Below are 18,923 nucleotides of genomic sequence, written 5' to 3'. Positions count from 1 at the left end.
GGGTTCCTCGGCTGGCGCGCAGATTGACCGGAGCGCGCAGGGTGGTAGGTGTTGTGACAGGGAATAACGCAACTGAATGATAAGGAAAAGCACATGGCAAAGCTCGCGTTTTTGGGACTGGGGGTCATGGGGGCTCCGATGGCGGGGCATCTGCAAAAGGCCGGCCACGAAGTGACCGTCTATAACCGCACCGAAGCCAAGGCCGAAGACTGGGTGAAAACCTATGGCGGCGCCATGGCCAAGACCCCGCGCGCGGCGGCAAAGGATGCGGATTTCGTGATTGCCTGCGTTGGCAATGACGATGACCTGCGCTCGGTCTGTCTGGGAGAGGACGGGGCCTTTGGCGGCATGACGGCGGGGGCGATCTTTGTCGATCACACGACCGTTTCAGCGGCCGTCACGCGCGAACTTTACGCCGCTGCCGATGACGCGCAGGTGAGCTTTGTCGACGCGCCGATTTCGGGTGGTCAGGCAGGAGCGGAAAACGGCCAATTGTCGATCATGTGTGGCGGAGATGAGGGCGCCTTTGACCGGGCGCTGCCGATCATGGAGGTCTACTCCAAGATTTGCCGCCGCATCGGCGACAGTGGCGCAGGCCAGATGACCAAGATGTGCAACCAGATCGCCATCGCCGGGCTGGTGCAGGGCCTCTCTGAGGCACTGCATTTCGCCGAGAAGGCGGGCCTCGATGGCCGCGCGGTGGTTGAGGTCATCAGCCAAGGCGCGGCAGGCTCGTGGCAAATGGAAAACCGCTATGAAACCATGCTCGACGACAAGTTTGAGCACGGCTTTGCGGTGGATTGGATGCGCAAGGATCTGGGCATCTGTCTGGATACGGCGGATGAGACAGGGGCCAGCCTGCCGGTTACGGCACTGGTCGATCAGTTCTACAAGGATGTGCAAAAGCAGGGCGGCGGGCGTTGGGATACGTCGAGCCTGATCAAACGCCTGCGCGCCATGGGCTAAGGCTGTTTGCAAAAGAAAAAGGGCAGCGCCGGATGAAACTGGCGCTGCCCTTCAAAGACCATCGGTCGACCCTGCGTTAGGGGATGATCCGCGTGTATTTCGTGCCTTCCAGTGTCGCGCCGATCCGCAGCCCCGCGCGCCCAAAGACCGCTGCCAGAACCGGAGCCATGACAGTGGTCGTATCGGCGCTCACGCTGTCGCCCTTGTCGGAGATCACGTATTCCAGACCGGCGCCAGCCGCCCAACCCGGCGAGCTGCGGAATTCGCGCAGCGCGGGCTCGGTCATGAAGAACAGCACATGCGCATATTGCTGCGCGCCAATCTGCAAGCCGCCCGAAGCTTTGGTCACCGAGTAGTAGTCCACCGTCACGTCGTTGACGCGTAACGCGCCGCGCCCGTAAGCGCCGCCAAAGCCAAGGCCCGCTTCGGTCACCAGCGGCATGACCAGCATGCCATTGGCTTTTTCGGCCAACTGCCGGGTGTTGGGATAGCCGCGGTACATCTCGGCCAGGGTCGCATCGACGCGCGCGTCGATCATGGCGCCGCCCCGTCCGCCCACGCCGTTGCCGCAAGCCGCGGTTGCGCCAAGGGCCGTAAGGGCGCCCAAAGTCACAAAGCGCCGGTTATATGTCTGATTGCTCATCTTTTCTGCCTGTATGTTCAAGATCGATTGCCTGCTGCCGGTTTTCCCGACTTATGCGCGAGATTACGCATAATCACGCGCTTTGTCATGTCGGTTGGACCCTTTGCGCAGATTTACGCCCTTAGGTCACGCGCTTTTGGCCAAAAGCCGGGCAACATCGGGGGCAAAGTAGGTTAGCACCCCATCACAACCCGCGCGCTTAAAGGCCAAAATGCTCTCCATCATTGCGCGTTCGCCGTCGATCCACCCTTGGTCCGCCGCGCCCCGGATCATGCTGTATTCTCCCGAGACCTGATAGGCGAAGGTCGGCGCGCCAAAGGCGTCTTTCACGCGGCGGCAGATATCAAGGTAAGGCATGCCGGGTTTGACCATGACCATATCCGCGCCTTCCGACAGGTCGCGCGCCACCAGCCGCAGGGCTTCGTCGCTGTTGGCGGGATCCATCTGATAGGTCTTTTTGTCGCCGGTCAGGGCCGAAGAGGCACCCACCGCATCGCGGAACGGGCCGTAAAAGGCGCTGGCGTATTTGGCGGCATAGCTCAGGATCATCACGTCATGATGCCCGGCCTGCTCAAGGGCGTCACGGATTGCGCCGATGCGCCCGTCCATCATGTCCGACGGTCCGATGATATCGGCACCCGCTTCGGCTTGGGCCAGCGCCATCTTGACCAGCGCCTCAACCGTGCGGTCATTCACGATGATGCCGTTTTCGACAAAACCATCGTGGCCGTTGATGTTATAGGTGTCCAACGCGACATCTGTCATCACCACCATCTGCGGTATGGCCTCTTTGATCGCCGCGATGGCGCGGTTGGTCGCGTTTTGCGGATCCCAGGCGCGGGCGCAATCCTCGGTCCGGTCCTCGGGGCCGGTATAGGGAAAGACACAGACCGTACCGATGCCGAGATCGGCCGCCTCGCGCACCGCCGCGACCAGCGTGTCGACCGAGCGGCGCATGACCCCGGGCATGGAGGGGATCGGTTCTTCCACGCCTTCGCCTTCGCGCACGAAAACCGGCCAGATCAGATCGCCCAGTTGCAGGTCATTCTCGCGCACCAGCGCGCGGATACCGGCGTTGGCACGGGTGCGGCGCAGGCGCGTGGCGGGGAAGGGGGCGTGGACGGGTTGCATCAAAATTACCTCAGAATGGCTTGGCATGGGCTTGCCATGTATTTTTGAACGCCTCAACCCTATGAATTGTCGCGCCGGACCGCTAAGAGATGCGAACTTAAATTTCGGACGAGCACGCCTTGGACTGGTACCAGACCCTTTTCGAAATGATTGACATGCGCTCTTTCTCGAACCTGTGGTTCTGGATCGCGCTGGCTGTGATGTGGTCGACCGCAAGCCATTGGGTATTGGGCGTGCCCTTTGACATGGTGCTGCGCGCCCGACGTTATGGGGGCGAGGCGCAGGCCGATCTCGAAGACATCGTGCGGATCAACGTGAACCGGCTGCTCTATATCTCGCAGGTCTCGGGGCTTTGGCTCTTGGGGCTGGGTTTTTTCGCGCTGACCTCTCTGGTGCTTTTGGGGTTCGTCTATGCCATCGAATTCGCCCAAGCCCTGCTGCTGCTGGGGTTCCCCATGTCGCTGGTCGGGCTGCTGAGCCTGTCGACCGCGCGGCTCATCCGCATCGAAGGCTCCACCGGCGACGTGTTGCAGCGGCGCCTGATGCGGCACCGGCTTTATACCCAGATCATCGGCATGTTCTCGATCTTCGTGACCGCGCTTTGGGGAATGTATCAAAATCTAAGCATTGGCCCGCTGGCGGGTTGACAGGCCCCCCGTGAGGCCCAATTGAGACCCGATGAACGATCCGCGTAATATCACCCTCTCCGGCGTTCCCGAAGGCTTTGATGCCCGCGCCATTCTTGATGAAATCGCCAAGGGCGGCCAGCCGGTGGCCCATGTGGCGCGCGATGACAAACGCATGGCCGCGATGCAGGCCGCCTTGCGCTTTTACGCGCCTGGTATGCCGGTGTTCACCTTTCCCAGTTGGGATTGCCTGCCCTATGACCGGGTGTCGCCCAACGCCGATATTTCGGCACAGCGCATGGCGACGTTGGCGGCGTTGGTGCATGGGATGCCGGATCAATTCGTTCTGCTGACGACGCTGAACGCGGCCAGCCAACGTATCCCTGCGCGGGATACATTGCGCGACGCGGCCTTTGCGGCACGGGTGGGCAGCCGTATAGATGAAAAAGCCCTGCGCCACTTTCTAGTGCGGATGGGCTTTGTGCAAAGCCCCACGGTGATGGAGCCGGGCGATTACGCCGTGCGCGGCGGCATCATCGATATCTACCCGCCCGGTGATCTTGGCCCGGTAAGGCTTGATCTTTTCGGTGACGTGCTGGACGGTGCGCGGCGGTTTGATCCGGCGACGCAGCGGACGACGGAAAAGCTTGATCTGGTGGAACTGGCCCCGGTCAGCGAGGTCATCTTGGATGACGCGGCAATCACCCGCTTCCGGCAGAACTACCGCATCGAATTCGGCGCGGCGGGCACTGATGATCCACTTTATGAGGCGATCAGCGCAGGCCGCAAGCATCAGGGCGCAGAGCATTGGCTGGCGTTTTTCCACGACAACTTAGAAACGCTCTTTGATTACCTGCCCAAAGCCACGATCACGCTGGACGATCAACTGACGCCCATGCGCCTCGCGCGGTGGGATACGATCGCCGACCAATATGAGACGCGACAACTGGCGATGAAGACGCGGTCTAAGATGGACAGCGTCTATAAACCCGCCCCGCCCGAAGGGCTATATCTGACCGACGACGCTTGGAACGAGGCGTTGATTGGGAAACGGGTTATCCAGTTCAACCCATTGCCGCAGCCCACTGGGCCGGGCGTGTTGGACGCAGGTGCGCGGATCGGGCGCAACTTCTCGCCCGAACGACAGCAGGAATCGGTCAGTCTTTTCGGTGCTTTGGCTGCGCATATTAAAGCAAAGCTTGAAGTAGGGCCGGTGCTGATCGCCAGCTATTCCGAAGGCGCACGCGAACGCCTGACGGGGCTGATAGAAGACGAAGGGTTGGCCGAAGCGATCCCGGTGGCGGATGCCTCGCGGATCGGCAAACGCGGGCTGCATCTGGCCGTTTGGGCGCTGGAGCACGGCTTTGAAGCGCCGGGGATGACGGTGATTTCCGAGCAGGACGTGCTGGGCGACCGATTGATCCGTGCGCCGAAACGCAAACGCCGGGCCGAGAATTTCCTGACCGAGGCCCAAAGCCTCAGCCCCGGCGATCTGGTGGTTCACGTCGACCACGGCATCGGCCGCTATCACGGGATGGAGGTGGTCACCGCCGCAGGTGCTGCCCATGAATGCCTCGTTCTGGAATATGCCGAGCAATCAAAGCTTTACTTGCCCGTTGAGAACATCGAACTGCTGTCGCGTTATGGGCATGACGAAGGGCTGCTGGACAAGCTCGGCGGTGGCGCGTGGCAGTCGAAAAAGGCCAAACTCAAAGAGCGTATCCGCGAGATGGCGGACAAGCTCATCCGCATTGCCGCCGAACGCGCGCTGCGCAAAGCGCCGGTGCTCGACCCGCCACCGGGCATGTGGGATGCCTTCTCCGCCCGGTTCCCCTATACGGAGACCGACGACCAGCTGCGCGCCATTGCCGACGTGGTGGATGATCTGACCAGCGGCAATCCGATGGACCGTCTGGTTTGCGGCGATGTGGGCTTTGGTAAAACCGAAGTTGCGATGCGGGCGGCTTTTGTTGCGGCGATGTCGGGTGTTCAGGTGGCGGTGATCGCGCCTACGACACTGCTCGCCCGGCAGCACTACAAAAGCTTTGCCGAACGCTTTCGCGGCTTCCCGATCGAAGTGCGCCAACTCAGCCGCTTTGTCTCGGCCAAAGAGGCAGCGGCGACGCGCGATGGGATGGCTAAGGGAACGGTCGATATCGTCATCGGCACCCATGCGCTGCTGGCCAAAGGCATCCGGTTCAAGGACCTCGGCCTGCTGGTGATCGACGAAGAGCAGCATTTCGGCGTGACTCACAAGGAACGGCTCAAATCCCTGCGCACCGATATCCACGTGCTGACCCTGACCGCCACACCGATTCCCCGCACGTTGCAACTGTCGCTGACGGGCGTGCGCGATCTGTCGATCATCGGCACGCCGCCCGTCGACCGCCTCTCGATCCGCACCTATGTGAGCGAGTTCGACGCGGTTACCATCCGCGAGGCGCTGCTGCGTGAGCATTATCGGGGCGGGCAGAGTTTCTATGTGGTGCCCCGCCTGAGCGATCTGCCAGAGATCGAAGATTTCCTTCAGGCGCAGCTGCCGGAACTCTCCTACGTCGTCGCCCACGGTCAGATGGCACCGGGGGAATTGGATGACCGGATGAACGCCTTTTATGATGGCAAATTCGACATTCTGCTGGCAACGACGATCGTTGAATCCGGCCTCGACATTCCTACGGCCAACACCATGGTCGTGCACCGCGCCGATATGTTCGGCCTTGCGCAACTGTATCAAATCAGGGGCCGCGTGGGCCGCTCGAAAACCCGGGCTTATGCCTATCTGACCACCAAGCCGCGCGCGAAGCTGACGGATACGGCGCAGAAACGTCTGCGGGTGTTGGGCAGCCTTGATACGCTTGGCGCGGGCTTCACCTTGGCCAGCCAAGACCTTGATATTCGCGGGGCGGGCAACCTGCTCGGCGAAGAGCAATCCGGCCAGATGCGCGATGTGGGCTTTGAGCTTTACCAGTCCATGCTGGAAGAGGCGATTGCCAAGATCAAGGCGGGCGAGATGGAGGGCCTCAGCGAGGCCGACGAGCAATGGGCACCGCAGATCAACCTTGGCGTGCCGGTGCTCATTCCTGAGGACTACGTGCCTGACCTCGATGTGCGTCTTGGCCTCTACCGCCGCCTCAGCGAGCTCTCAACTAAGGTGGAACTCGAAGGCTTTGCCGCCGAATTGATCGACCGTTTTGGCAAGCTGCCGAAAGAGGTGAACACCCTGATGCTGGTGGTGCGGATCAAGGCGATGTGCAAACGCGCCGGGATCGCCAAGCTCGATGGTGGGCCGAAGGGCGCGACGATCCAGTTCCACAATGACAAATTCGCCTCGCCCGAGGGGCTGGTGCAGTTCATTCAAGACCAGCGTGGGCTGGCCAAGGTCAAGGACAACAAGATCGTCGTGCGCCGGGATTGGAAGACGGATGCCGACAAGATCAAAGGCGCCTTTGCCATTGCACGCGATTTGGCCGAACATGTGATCGCCAAAGAAAAGACTGCGAAAAAGGCCAAGGCAAAGGGCTAAGCCCCGAAAGGGCGGCGGTTATTCCGCCGCCGCCGGCTGTCGGTTTTCCATCCGCCCCATATAGAGCATCAGAGCGTAAGCCCCGATGGCCATGAGCAGCATCGCCAGCGCCAATGGCTTGGTCGTGCCGTCGAACATCAACCCCACGGGCGAGGCGATGAGCGCGGCCAGCACAGTTGAAATCGCCCCCACGACCGAGGCGGCCATGCCCGCAATATGGCCCATCGGCTCCATCGCGATGGCATTGAGGTTGCCCAGCGTCAGCCCCGCTTGGAAGAACAGGCAGGTCTGGAAGAACACAAAGGCGGCAAAGCCGTAAGGGTCGGGCAGGGCGCCGAGGTTCAGGAAATACATGGCACCCGACAGCAGGATTTGAAAGCCAAAGGCGATGCTCACCAATCGGCGCATGCCATAGCGCACGACCAGCAGCGCATTGATCAGGCTGGCGCTGGCCGCCACAACGGCAATGCCGCCGAACCAGAGCGGGAAGCTTTCACCCCGGCCATAGACGGTGTCATAGATCGGCTGCACCAGCATGATCATCGAAAATAGCATCGCCAAGGCTAGCGATTGCACGAGGATCGACAGGCGCACCGTGCGGTGTCCGACCAACTCGCGTACTGCGCCAATAATCAGCCGCGCACGCAGGGGACGACGGTTTTCCCGCGGCAGTGTTTCGGGCAGGCGCAGGCCCATCCAGACCACCGAGATGATCGAAAACGCCATGAAAGCGATGAAGATCGCGCGCCAGCCCGCTGTGTGAATGATCCCCGCGCCCAGCATCGGGGCCATTGCTGGCACCAGTGCGAAGACCATCATCACCACCGACATGATCCGCGCCATCTCGCGCCCGGCATAGAGGTCACGGATGATCGCCACGGCCACCACGCGGGGGCCAGAAGCGCCGAGCCCCTGAAAGATACGGGCCACGAGCATGACTTCCAGTGAGTTGCTCATCCATGCGACGAAGGCCGACACCGAATAAAGTGCCGCGCCGCCAAAGACCACGTTGCGGCGCCCGAATGCATCCGACAACGGCCCGCTAAAGAACGTGCCCAACCCCATGCCCAGCACGAAGGACGTGAGGATCAGCGGGGCGCGGTGGGCGATCTCGGGCGAGAGTTCTGCCGCGATCTCGGGCAGGGCGGGCAGCATCGCATCAATGGAAAAGGCGATGGTGGCGGTCATCATCGCGATGAGGGCGACGAATTCGATCCGCCCCATGGAGAATTTTGGATTTTCGGTGGTCACGAACGCGCGCTCCGGCGATTGTCCCGAACGGCGGATCCGTCTGGGCAGGCTTCAGGGAATAACTTGTGGTTGCGCTCTCGATAATTGAGAACGCTTAACTTGGCAATGATTGCCGCCCTGTTTAGCTCTGCTGTTTGGTCAGATCGGCAATGACCTGCGCCCATAGCTCGGGCGGCTGTGCACCCGGCACCGCATGGGCATTCGCGATGATGAACGTCGGCACGGAGTTCACCCCCATCTTGCGGCTATGGGCATCGCGGTCGCGAATGTCCTGCGCGTCGACATCGGATTTCAGCAAGCGGGTGACCACGGCGGCGTCCATCTCAATGCTATCGGCGATATCGGCCAGCACTTCGGCATCGCCGATGTCGCGGGCCTCGACGAAATAGGCTTTGAAAAGCGCGGAGACGGCGGCGGTTTGGCGGCCTTCGATCCCGGCCCAATGGATCAGACGGTGCGCGTCCAACGTGTTGGGCGTGCGCTGCATGGCCTCGAAGTTGATGTTCAGACCGGCCTTTTCGGCATGTTCCACGACCGGTGCATAGGCGCGTACGGCGCCCTCTTTGCCGCCGAACTTGCCTTCTAGATAGGCGCGACGGTCCATGCCCTCGCGCGGCATCTCGGGGTTCAGTTGGAAAGGGTGCCATTCGATGGCGAAGGGATGGTTGGGGTGATCCTGCAATGCGCGGTCCAGATGCGCCTTGCCGATATAGCACCATGGGCAGATCGGGTCTGACATGATATCGAGTTTGATCGCTTCGGCCATGGTAAACCCCATCTATTGCTGCGCAATGGGCATAGCGGGCCGGGGCGGGTATCGCAAGCGGGCAGCGTTGCAAGCGCCTTTGGGCGCGGCTATAGCAGGTCCATGACAGACACGCCGCCCCGTTCCATGATCCAGATCGCCCGCGAAAGCGGCGCGAGCGAGACCGCCCCGCCGGTCGACCTTGGTGCGCGGGTGCGCGAACTGCGCAAGGCGCGCAACTGGACGTTGGAGCAGGCGGCGCGGCAGGCCGGGCTGGCGCGCTCAACCCTTAGCAAGATCGAAAACGGGCTGATGTCGCCCACCTATGACGCGCTGAAAAAGCTCGCCGTGGGGTTGGAGATCACGGTGCCGCAGTTGTTCACCCCGCCTGCGGGGGAAAAGATCACCGGCCGCATGGCCGTGACCCGCGCCGAAGAGGGCGCGGCCAAGGCCACCGGCACCTATGAGCATGTTCTGCTGGCCGACGCCCTGCGCAAGAAACAGATGCTGCCCTACCGTGCCCGCATCCGCGCGCGCCGGATGGAGGAGTTCGACGGCTGGGTGCGCCATGACGGCGAGGAATTCCTCTATGTGCTGACCGGCATGGTGCGGCTTTTTACCGAGTTCTATGAACCCGTCGACATGCGCCGGGGCGATAGCGCCTATTACGACGCCACCATGGGGCACAATGTCGTCTCGCTCAGCGATGAGGATGCGACGATCCTCTGGGTGACCTCACTGGTCTGAATTCTCTGCCGGTTCCCACCACCAGACCTCGGGCATGAAGTTCGGCCCGTCGCCGTAGAGCGGGATCGTGTCAGGGTAAGCCATGCGCGCGTCATGGGCGATCAGCCCCTCGTCGAACTGCCAGAACGGAATGACATAGCGCCCGGCGGTCAGGATACGGTCAAGCGCGCGGGTGGCGGCGACGAAATCCGCTGTCTCGCGGGCCTGCAGCATCTGGTTGATCATCGCATCCACCGCCGGAGAGCGCACGCCCATCAGGTTGCGCGTGCCGGGCAGGTCGGCGGCCTCTGACCCCCAATAGAAACGCTGCTCTGTGCCGGGGCTGAGCGATAGGGCGCGGCGGAAGGTGGTCATGTCGAAGTCATATTCGTTCTGACGCGCCACGAATTGCGCGTCATCAACCGTTTCAATCTGCGCTGTGATCCCGAGCCGCTTTAGTGCCTGCGTGTAAAGCTCTGCAATCGCTAGGTTTTCACGGCTTCCCTTCGACAGAAGAATGGTAAATGTCAGCGGCGTGCCATCCGCCCGGCGCATGACGCCGCCTTCGGCCTGATAGCCTGCGGCATTAAGTTGCTGCATCGCGGCACGGATGCCCGCGCGGTTGCGGACAGAGCCATCGGCCACCGGCAGCCGATAGCCATCCACCGTGCCCGGCGGCAGCGTGTCGGCGTAATCGGCCAGCAGGTCAAAGACCCGGCCCGTCGCCGGGCCATCGCGCATGGCAAGGTCGGAGTTTGAGAAATAGGAGGTGATCCGGGGCAGGGCACCGCCAGTCAGCGTCTCGTTGATATACTCAAAGTTAAAGGCCGAGATCAGCGCGTCGCGCACCCGCCAATCGTCAAAGGGCGCGCGGCGGGAATTCATCACAAAGCCCGTCATGCCCGAGGGTTTGCTGTGCGGAAAGCTGGATTTCACCACCTCGCCCTGACTGATCGCCGGGAAGTCGTATTGCGTGGCCCAAGTCTCGGCGTTGAATTCGCGCACGGCCGAAATTTGGCCCGCCTTGAACGCCTCAAACAACACGCTGGCATCGCCGTAGAAGTCGATTTTCACTTCATCATAGTTATGCGTGCCTTGCCGAAAGGGGACATCGGCGCCCCAGTAGTCAGGGTTGCGCGTCAGCGTGACATGGCGCCCCGCCTGATAGTCGCTGATGACGTAAGGCCCCGTTCCTAGTGGTATTTCGGTCAAGGGGGCATTGGCAAAGTCCTGCCCCTCCCACTGCGCTTTGCTGAGGATGGGGCGCATCCCGGCGAGCAGGACAAGCTCACGGTTGTCGCTGTCAAAGGTCATCCGCAGGCTGCGCGGACCGGTCTGTTCGATGCTTTCAATCTGTTGGCGCAGTCCGTGGTAGCGGGGGTGGCCCTCAGTGCCCAGCAGATCGAAAGAAAAGATCACATCCTCGACCGTGACCGGGCTGCCATCGGAAAACCGCGCCTCTTCGCGCAGGGTGAACTCAACCCACGAACGGTCATCGGGCACTTCGATCGTCTCGGCCAGCAGCCCATAAAGCGCAAAGGGTTCGTCCCATGAACGCCCCATCAAAGTCTCATGGGTGAAATGCGGCAGCTGCCAAGGCGCGGTGCCTTTGCGCACGAAGGGGTTAAGGCTGTCGAATCCCCCGGTATTGCCCAGAACGATCTCGCCCCCCTTGGGGGCCTCGGGGTTTACATAAGGCAGGGCGGCAAAATCGGCGGGCAGGGCCGGGTCGCCGTACATGGCGATTCCATGCTGAGGGGCCGCCCCAGCCGCGCCAGAGAGCAGAATCAGTGAAGAAAGCGCCGCAACGCCCCGTGTTGTCGAGAAAAAATCCCAGCTCATTTTTGAAACAATCACGATCTGCCCTTATTTTGTTGGAGTTAATCCATACCCGCGGATTCCCGCCTTATCAAACTTTTAGCTTGGATTGTGGCCGTAGATTGCGTATACAGAGGTCACTGCTCGATAGGTTTCTTGCCTGTATGAAACCTGCCTCAATAACTTACGCCCGCCTCGTGCGGGCGTTTTTTTTGGCCTATTGCGTGCCGCCTCCCTTCCTTGGCGGTTTCGCGCGCAAACCCTTTCCCTTTGCCGCCGCCGCAGTACATGATGCAGTCGCAGCATGAACAAGGAGACGCGCCATGGCTTTCACCATCGACCTGTCCGGCAAAACAGCCGTCATCACCGGATCGAATTCTGGAATCGGACTGGGCATCGCCTGGGAATTGGCGCGGGCCGGGGCCGATATCGTGTTGAACTCTTTTACCGATGACGAGGCGGATCATGCCTTGGCGCAGAAGATGGCCGAGGAATGCAACGTAACGGCCCGGTACATCAAGGCGGATATGTCCAAGGGGGCGGAGTGTCGGCGTTTGATCGCCGAAGCCGGGACCTGTGACATCCTGGTGAACAATGCGGGCATCCAACACGTGGCTCCGATCCCTGAGTTTCCGGCCGAGAAATGGGATGCGATTATCGCGATTAACCTGTCGTCGGCCTTTCACACCACTGCCGAAGCGCTGCCGATGATGCGCAAGGCGGGGTGGGGCCGGGTGATCAACATCGCCTCGGCGCATGGCTTGACGGCCTCGCCCTATAAATCGGCCTATATCGCCGCAAAACATGGGATTGTCGGCCTCAGCAAGACCACGGCGCTGGAGACGGCGAAAGAGCCGATCACCTGCAACGCGATTTGCCCGGGCTATGTGCTGACCCCGATCGTCGAGAAGCAGATCCCCGACACGATGAAGGAATACGACATGAGCCGCGAGGAGGTGATCGAGCAGGTCATGCTCACGCGCCAGCCTTCGCGTGAATTTGCAACCGTTGAGCAGATGGGCGGCACGGCGACGTTTCTCTGCTCTGACGCGGCGGCCCAGATCACCGGCACGACCATCAGCGTCGATGGCGGCTGGACAGCGTTGTAAGCGCCGTGGCGGTCAAAAAACGCATTAACCTCGCCCTCCAAGGGGGCGGCGCGCATGGCGCTTTCACTTGGGGGGTGTTGGATCGGCTGTTGCAACAGGACGATCTTGAGATCTGCGGCATCTCCGGCACGTCTGCCGGGGCGCTGAATGGCGCGGCGCTGAAATCGGGGATGATCTCGGGCGGGTGCGAGGGCGCGCGGGAAAACCTTGATTGGCTCTGGACGCAGGTGTCGGGCATTTCCGACCTGCGGCTGTCGCATTGGCTGGCGCCTTTTGGGTTGGATAAGCTCAGTCAGGCGATGGAATACTCCCTGCCCATGGCGATCTCAGACTCGCTGACGCGGGTTGTGTCGCCCTATGCCTACGGCCCGTTCTATCGCAATCCGCTCGAAGATGTCGTGGCGCGGTTCGACTACGGCAAGGTAGGCGCGCATAAGCCGCCGTTTTTCTTTGTCTGCGCCACACGGGTGCGCAACGGCAAGATCAGAGTGTTCGAGGGAGATGAGATCGGCCCTGCCGCGCTGCTGGCCTCGGCTTGTCTGCCGACGATCTTTAAGGCGGTTGAGATTGACGATGCCCAGACCGGCCAACGCGAAGCGTTTTGGGACGGTGGCTATACCGGGAACCCGGCGCTGTTTCCGCTGTTCCGCGATGACCTGCCCGAAGACATCGTGGTGGTGAACATCAACCCGCTAGAGCGTGAAGACCTGCCGACAACGCCCCAGCAAATCCAGAACCGTATCAATGAGATCAGCTTTAATTCCAGCCTCTTGCGAGAGATGCGTGCGATTGATTTCGTCCAGCGCCTGATCGCGGATGGCACCCTGCCAGAGGGGCGGATGAAGCGGGTCCACATGCATATGATCGCCGATGACGCGCTGATGGCGCAGCTTTCGGTGGCCACCAAGCTGATGCCGAACCCAGCGGTGATCAGGGCGCTGCATGAGGCGGGTGTGGCGGCGGCGGATCAGTTCTTGACCGACCACTTTGACGATCTGAACCAGCGCAGCAGCGTTGATCTACCCGCGATGTTCGGCTGAGTTTTCGGGGTCTGACAGCGCCAGCGCCTCGGGCAGATCGGCACCGGGGCGCGGCGGATAGACCAGTCCGGCAGAGATCACCAGCTTCGCCGCGTCTTCGACACTCATGTCGAGTTCGATCACATCTTCGCGCGGCAGGAAGAGCAGAAAGCCTGAGGTCGGGTTTGGTGTGGTCGGTAGAAAGACCGAGAGCATCTCGCCCCCTGCATTTGTGCGGGCCAAGACCTCTCCCTTGGCTTCGGTCGAGATAAAGCCAAGCGCCCAGATGCCGCGCCGGGGGTATTCGATCAGGCAGGCGGTCTCAAAGCTCCGCTCGGACTGGGCAAAGATCGTCTCGGAGATCTGTTTGATGCCGGAGTAGATCGTCCGCACCACGGGGGTGCGTTCCACCAGACTTTCGGCAAAACGGATCATTGAACGCCCGATCAGCCCTTTCGCAGCCCAGCCCACCATGACGGTGAAGATCAAAAAGATCACCACCCCAAGGCCGCGCACGTTGAATTGCATCGACGGGTCAAGGCCAAGGAAATCTTGGAGTAGGCGGTCAGGATGGTAGGCTTTGGGCACCAATGGCAGCACGAAACCGTCGATCCAGCCGACCACGCTCCAGATCAGCCAGATGGTCAGCCCAACGGGCGCAATCACAACCAACCCGGTCAGGAAAGACGCGCGCAGCCTTGCGACAAGGCTGCGCCGGACCTGCGTTGGGTCGGGATCAAAAGGTGTGTTCATCTGCGCCGTTTTCCGAAGAGTTAATCGCAACATAGCTAAGGCGTATGCCCCGGCCCGGCAATGGCTCGACGGTGTTTTTCGCCTTTAACGCGGCAGGTTGACGAGGTTTGCGGCGATCTTGGCCCCCAGCCGGGCATTGTTGCGCACCAATGCGATATTGGCGGTGAGCGAACGGCCTTCGGTCAGTTCGAAAATACGCTGCAGCAGGAAGGGGGTCACGCCCTTGCCGCTGACACCCTGCGCATCGGCCTCGGATTGGGCCTGCGCGATGATCGGGGCCAGTTCGGCGGCGGGAATTTCCTCATCCGCGGGGATCGGATTGGCCACAAGCTGCCCGCCGGGCAGCCCCATGGCGGCGCGGGTGCGGTGGGCTTTGGCAAGGGCTGCGGCATCGTCAAGGCGCAACGGCGATTGCAGTTCGGAGCCTGCGCTCCAGAAGGCGGGGAAGCTGTCTTGCCCCACGGTGATGACCGGCACGCCTTGGGTCTCAAGTACTTCCAGCGTTTTCGGGACGTCCAGAATGGCTTTGGCACCCGCGGCGATCACGGTGACGGGGGTCTGCGCCAATTCCATCAGGTCGGCGGAGATGTCAAAGCTGTCTTCCGCGCCTTTGTGCACGCCGCCGATGCCGCCGGTGGCGAAGACTTCGATGCCCGCAAGATTGGCGGCGATCATGGTGGCGGCGACAGTGGTGGCGCCTGTGCCGCCCGACGCGATGCAGACGGCCATGTCAGCGCGCGAAAGTTTCGCCACGTCTTTGGCCTGCGCCAGATCGCTAAGCTGGTCGTCGTCCAAACCGATGTGCAACGCGCCACGGATCACGGCGATGGTGGCAGGGACAGCCCCGGCATCGCGGATGTCCTGCTCAACCTGCCGCGCCACTTCTAGGTTTTGCGGATAGGGCATGCCATGAGTGATGATGGTGCTTTCCAGCGCCACGATCGCGGCACCGCTTTCGCGGGCCTTGGCCACCTCGGCGCTGAAGGTCAGGGACAGGGCGGAAGGGGCGGTGGTCATATCTTGGTCTCTCCGGAAACGTAAAGGGCAGCAGCGTCAAGTGCGGCCTTGAGGGCGGGTTGCGCGACGGCACCGCCAAGTTCGGCAGCCACATGGGCGGCCATGAATGTGTCGCCTGCGCCCGTCACGCGGGCCACATGGACCGAGGGCGGGGTGAGGGTGATGATATCATCGCCTTGACCCACGGTGGCGGGTTTGCCGCCGTCTGTCACCACGGCACGACGCGCGCCGCGGGCCAGCAGAGCGCGGGCGGCGGAGGGGGAATCGTCAAAGCTGGCCTGACACAGCAGCCCGGCTTCTTCGAGGTTTACATAAAGCGTGCCGCGCCCCGCTTTAAGGAAAGGCGTCAGCCGCAGCGCCTTGCCGGGAGAGGCGGGGGCCACGCGCAGATCGGCCTTTGCCAACAGCGGGCTTTGCGCCATCCGGGCGAGCAATTCGACGGTAAGGTTGCCATCCAGCGCCACGGCCCCTTCGTAAGGGGCGGGCAGGCTGCCATCCTCCAGCGGGCGCAGAATTTTATCCCCCGCAGCTTCCAGCGAATGAGCATCGGCAATCGCGGCAATCAACCCGTTCGAGCCTTCGACGGCCATATAGCGGTCGGTCGGCAGGTCGTCTGAGCGGTAGACGTGATCGGTGATCAATCCGCGCAGGGCGCAGGCGGCGATCAACTCATCCCCCTCCGCATCGCGGCCCACGGCGGACAGCAGCGCGGGCGTCAGCCCAAAGCGCGCAAGGGCCATGCCGATGTTCAGCGCCACGCCGCCCGGCAAACGGGTGATGCGCCCCGGCATGTCAGAGCCTTGGCGCATGGCGTTTTCAGAGCGGCCGATCACGTCCCAAAGGACGGAGCCAATGCACAGGATGTCAGCTGTCTTTGTCATGCGGCGCTTCTAGCCGCCAAATCTGCCCACGCGCAAGCGGCGTTATTGTGGCACCGCAAATGTCAGCGCCGCCCAGAGCGTTTCCCAGACCGGCTGATCTGGATCGTATCCGGCACCCGTTTGCGCCGCTGCTGCCGGGCGCAGCACCACGGCGTCAAAGAGGTATTCGTGGCCTGCGGTGACTGGAATAACCGCTTCGCCCGCCGCGTCGGTGCGGTGGAGCGAGATGGTCACGCTGTCATCCGGCGCGCGGTCGAATACCTCAATCTGGGCATCGGCGCGGGGTTCATCCTGATAGAAAAGCGCAACTTTCATCTGACCGTCAAAATCCGCGTCATAGGGATTCGTCAGGGCGACAAATTCGGTGGTCATGCCGGTGGGGGCGTCGTCTCCAACGCCCGTACCTGTGGCGATCAGGGTTTTGACGTGGCGTGTATAGCTCTCCACGACTTTTTCCTGCGACCAGCCGTTGGCGCTGTGATCGGCTTCGGCTTTTGGGAAATCTTTGTGTTCCGCAAATGAGAGGAACTTCTCCCATTCCTCATAGATCACCTTTGAGGGGGTGGTTTCGGCCAGTACAACGACCAGACCATCCCGGCCCGGTGCGGGGACCTGCAGTGCCGGGTTGTCGCCCGCACGGGGAGAGAGATTATAGGCCTGTCCCTCTACCACGATCTCAAAACGATTGAGCCGGTTGGGGAGATAGGGAAAGGTCGATCCGACAAACTCTTCGCCATTGCGAAAATGGGCTGCGATCTTTTCACCGCTTTCCACTTGATAGTTCAGCGGCGACAGCCAGTATTCATGGGCAACGGCAGGTAATGCCGGTAAGATACTGAAAATAATAGCGGACAACTGGGACAGTTTCATGAAGCGAACTTTCATTTTGTTAAGAACCAAGCTGGCATTGCTTGGGCTAATGTCAAGCGCGTTGGTATTTTCCATAGGCGCTGCGGTACAGGCGCATGAGGTCAAACCGACAATCGCGGACCTGACCGTCGCCGAAGGGCGCGCGGTGCTGGCGCTTGAGATTAACCTCGAAGCCCTGCTGGCGGGGATCGACCTCGACACTGTCGAAGACACCGACAATGCCGAGAATGCAGGCGATTACGATGCGCTGCGCAGCCTGCCCGCCGCGCGTATCGCGGCCCGTGCGCCCGAGCTTTTGCCGAACTGGAACAGCCTGCCATTGCTCAGCGTGAATGGCGCGGCCGTGCCTTTGGAAAGTGTGATGATCGAGGTGCCCGAGGGGATCGACGCCGAACTGCCGCGCGACAGTCTTTGGCGGCTGGAGGCGGCAGTGCCCGCAGGAGCCGAGCAGGTGCAGGTGACCTGGCCCGATGGCGCGGGCGCATTGGTCCTGCGCCAGCAGGGGGTGGAAGACCCCTATACCGGCTATCTGGCGGGCGGCGAGAAAAGCCCCGAGATCGCGCTCTCGGGCGGCGATGCGCAAAGCGGTTGGCAAGCCTTCGTCAGCTATATCCCGGTCGGTTTCGACCACATCCTGCCCAAAGGGTTGGATCATATCCTTTTCGTTCTGGGCCTGTTCTTCCTGTCGACCCGTCTGCGCCCTCTGATCTGGCAGGTTACCGCCTTTACGCTGGCCCATACGGTCACGCTTGCGCTTGGTGCTCTGGGCTGGGTCAACGTGCCCGGTGCCATCGTCGAGCCGCTGATCGCCGCGTCGATCACCTATGTCGCGGTCGAAAATATCTTTCATTCCGCGCTGAACCGTTGGCGGCCCTTGGTGATCTTTGGCTTCGGCCTGCTGCACGGGCTCGGCTTTGCCTCGGTGCTGGGGGACTTTGGCCTGCCTGCGGGGCAATTCGTCCCGGCGCTTATTGGCTTTAATATCGGGGTGGAACTGGGCCAGCTTGCGGTGATCGCCATCGCCTTCGTGCTGGTCGGCTGGGCGATGAAGCGCAATTGGTATCGCCGGGCCATCGCGGTGCCCGCCTCCTGCGTCATCGCGGCGGTCGGGGCCTATTGGTTCATCGAACGGGTATTTCTGTAAGCGCGCGGGCAGCCCTTAACCGGGCTGCCCCAAGGGCCGCTTAGCCCTGCATGGCGGCGATCAGGGTGGCGAGTTCGGCCACCGGATCGTCCTTGTCCCAAATCTCGGTCCCGATGCCGAAAAAGTCGGTCCGGGGGGCAAGGGCGCGGATCATATTGATGTCCAGCGCGCCCTCGGCGACGACGGGCACTTCGATCACTTCGGACCACCATTGAAACAATTCGGCTTCGGCAAAGCTTCCGTCGCCAAGCGTGCTCGCTTGGGTGGGGCCAAAGCTGACGTAATCGGCCCCGGCTTCGCCAGCGGCCATCCCTTCGTGCCGCGATGTGCCGCAGAAAGAACCGACGATCGCATCTTCGCCCAGTTCTTTGCGGGCATGGCGCACGGTGCGCGCGGCATCGCTCAGGTGTACCCCGTCAAGGCCGAGCTTTTCGACCATCAGCAGGTGATCCGAGATCACCAAGGCCACATCGCGCGCATGGGTCACTTCGCGCAGCGCGTCACCTGCGCGCGACAGACGGTCTTCGTCGCGGGTTGATAGCGCCATCCGCACACAGGCGACCGGATGCGCGTCCAGCACGGCGGCCAGTTGCGCGGGGAATTGGCTCAGCTCAACTTCGGGTGGGGTGATAAGGTAAATCTGCGGCTGTTCTGGCGCGTCCATGGTCATTGTCCTTAATCGGGTCTGGGGCCCTGCTCGG

At 61.8% G+C, this 18,923-nt stretch carries 17 protein-coding genes; 7 read left to right on the top strand and 10 right to left on the bottom strand.

All coding sequences use genetic code 11. The features are described 5' to 3' along the window. Positions 1-93 precede the first annotated feature (93 nt). Positions 94-966: an NAD(P)-dependent oxidoreductase gene (locus tag K3762_RS10525; protein WP_132443317.1), complete on the top strand. Its 873-nt coding sequence runs from the start codon at positions 94-96 to the stop codon at positions 964-966. 76 nt (positions 967-1,042) lie between these two features. Here the strand turns inward: K3762_RS10525 and K3762_RS10520 are convergent, their stop codons facing one another. Together K3762_RS10520 and hemB are read right to left on the bottom strand one after the other, a co-directional pair. Then, on the bottom strand, positions 1,043-1,609 hold the full coding sequence (locus K3762_RS10520; RefSeq protein ID WP_067628155.1) for a YSC84-related protein: 567 nt from the start codon (positions 1,607-1,609) through the stop codon (positions 1,043-1,045). A 126-nt stretch (positions 1,610-1,735) separates the two neighbouring features. Then, positions 1,736-2,740 carry a porphobilinogen synthase gene (gene hemB / locus K3762_RS10515; RefSeq protein WP_132443318.1) on the bottom strand — a complete coding sequence of 335 codons (1,005 nt, stop codon included), beginning with the start codon at positions 2,738-2,740 and terminating at the stop codon, positions 1,736-1,738. Between the two features lie 119 nt (positions 2,741-2,859). Here hemB and K3762_RS10510 point away from each other — a divergent pair, with 119 nt between their 5' ends. Both K3762_RS10510 and mfd read left to right on the top strand, forming a co-directional pair. Beyond that, positions 2,860-3,387 (top strand): component of SufBCD complex, encoded by a 528-nt coding sequence (locus tag K3762_RS10510; protein WP_120351165.1) that lies wholly within the window; start codon positions 2,860-2,862, stop codon positions 3,385-3,387. Positions 3,388-3,418: 31 nt separating this feature from the next. Then, the gene (gene mfd, locus K3762_RS10505) at positions 3,419-6,889 is read left to right on the top strand and encodes a transcription-repair coupling factor (RefSeq protein WP_260009438.1); all 3,471 of its coding nucleotides are present in this window, start codon (positions 3,419-3,421) and stop codon (positions 6,887-6,889) included. An 18-nt stretch (positions 6,890-6,907) separates the two neighbouring features. Here mfd and K3762_RS10500 read toward each other — a convergent pair whose 3' ends face one another. Both K3762_RS10500 and K3762_RS10495 read right to left on the bottom strand, forming a co-directional pair. Continuing rightward, on the bottom strand, positions 6,908-8,113 hold the full coding sequence (locus K3762_RS10500) for a multidrug effflux MFS transporter (protein ID WP_206054265.1): 1,206 nt from the start codon (positions 8,111-8,113) through the stop codon (positions 6,908-6,910). 148 nt (positions 8,114-8,261) lie between these two features. Next, positions 8,262-8,906 (bottom strand): DsbA family protein, encoded by a 645-nt coding sequence (locus tag K3762_RS10495; protein ID WP_067628143.1) that lies wholly within the window; start codon positions 8,904-8,906, stop codon positions 8,262-8,264. A 102-nt stretch (positions 8,907-9,008) separates the two neighbouring features. On the opposite strand from K3762_RS10495, the gene K3762_RS10490 reads away from it, so the two are divergent. Then, entirely contained in the window at positions 9,009-9,632 is a 624-nt protein-coding gene (locus tag K3762_RS10490) for a helix-turn-helix domain-containing protein (RefSeq protein WP_007119543.1), read from the top strand. Here the strand turns inward: K3762_RS10490 and K3762_RS10485 are convergent. After that, the gene (locus K3762_RS10485; protein WP_132443321.1) at positions 9,621-11,351 is read right to left on the bottom strand and encodes an extracellular solute-binding protein; all 1,731 of its coding nucleotides are present in this window, start codon (positions 11,349-11,351) and stop codon (positions 9,621-9,623) included. The two genes, K3762_RS10490 and K3762_RS10485, sit on opposite strands and share 12 nt — an antisense overlap. Before the next feature lie 401 nt (positions 11,352-11,752). Between K3762_RS10485 and K3762_RS10480 the strand changes: the two genes are divergently transcribed. After that, positions 11,753-12,538: a 3-hydroxybutyrate dehydrogenase gene (locus K3762_RS10480; protein WP_132443322.1), complete on the top strand. Its 786-nt coding sequence runs from the start codon at positions 11,753-11,755 to the stop codon at positions 12,536-12,538. Between the two features lie 5 nt (positions 12,539-12,543). After that, entirely contained in the window at positions 12,544-13,578 is a 1,035-nt protein-coding gene (locus K3762_RS10475; RefSeq protein WP_132443323.1) for a patatin-like phospholipase family protein, read from the top strand. On the opposite strand, the gene K3762_RS10470 is transcribed toward K3762_RS10475, so the two are convergent. From K3762_RS10470 to K3762_RS10455, 4 genes are all read right to left on the bottom strand, one after another. Next, positions 13,558-14,310, bottom strand: coding sequence for a DUF502 domain-containing protein (locus K3762_RS10470; RefSeq protein ID WP_067262054.1), 753 nt, complete (start codon positions 14,308-14,310; stop codon positions 13,558-13,560). The two genes, K3762_RS10475 and K3762_RS10470, sit on opposite strands and share 21 nt — an antisense overlap. 84 nt (positions 14,311-14,394) lie before the next feature. Beyond that, positions 14,395-15,327, bottom strand: coding sequence for a pseudouridine-5'-phosphate glycosidase (locus tag K3762_RS10465; protein ID WP_260009434.1), 933 nt, complete (start codon positions 15,325-15,327; stop codon positions 14,395-14,397). Continuing rightward, the gene (locus K3762_RS10460; RefSeq protein ID WP_260009431.1) at positions 15,324-16,208 is read right to left on the bottom strand and encodes a PfkB family carbohydrate kinase; all 885 of its coding nucleotides are present in this window, start codon (positions 16,206-16,208) and stop codon (positions 15,324-15,326) included. The genes K3762_RS10465 and K3762_RS10460 overlap by 4 nt, the downstream gene beginning before the upstream one ends. A gap of 42 nt (positions 16,209-16,250) precedes the next feature. Continuing rightward, positions 16,251-17,078 (bottom strand): DUF4198 domain-containing protein, encoded by an 828-nt coding sequence (locus K3762_RS10455; RefSeq protein ID WP_260009429.1) that lies wholly within the window; start codon positions 17,076-17,078, stop codon positions 16,251-16,253. Here K3762_RS10455 and K3762_RS10450 point away from each other — a divergent pair. After that, positions 17,077-18,222, top strand: coding sequence for a HupE/UreJ family protein (locus tag K3762_RS10450; protein WP_260009426.1), 1,146 nt, complete (start codon positions 17,077-17,079; stop codon positions 18,220-18,222). The two genes, K3762_RS10455 and K3762_RS10450, sit on opposite strands and share 2 nt — an antisense overlap. A 40-nt stretch (positions 18,223-18,262) precedes the next feature. On the opposite strand, the gene K3762_RS10445 is transcribed toward K3762_RS10450, so the two are convergent. Further along, on the bottom strand, positions 18,263-18,886 hold the full coding sequence (locus K3762_RS10445; protein ID WP_067623812.1) for a thiamine phosphate synthase: 624 nt from the start codon (positions 18,884-18,886) through the stop codon (positions 18,263-18,265). Positions 18,887-18,923 lie beyond the last annotated feature (37 nt).

The organism is Sulfitobacter sp. W074 (genome assembly GCF_025142275.1).
GTDB lineage: Bacteria > Pseudomonadota > Alphaproteobacteria > Rhodobacterales > Rhodobacteraceae > Sulfitobacter > Sulfitobacter profundi.
This window is presented reverse-complemented; position numbering and strand designations above follow the sequence as displayed.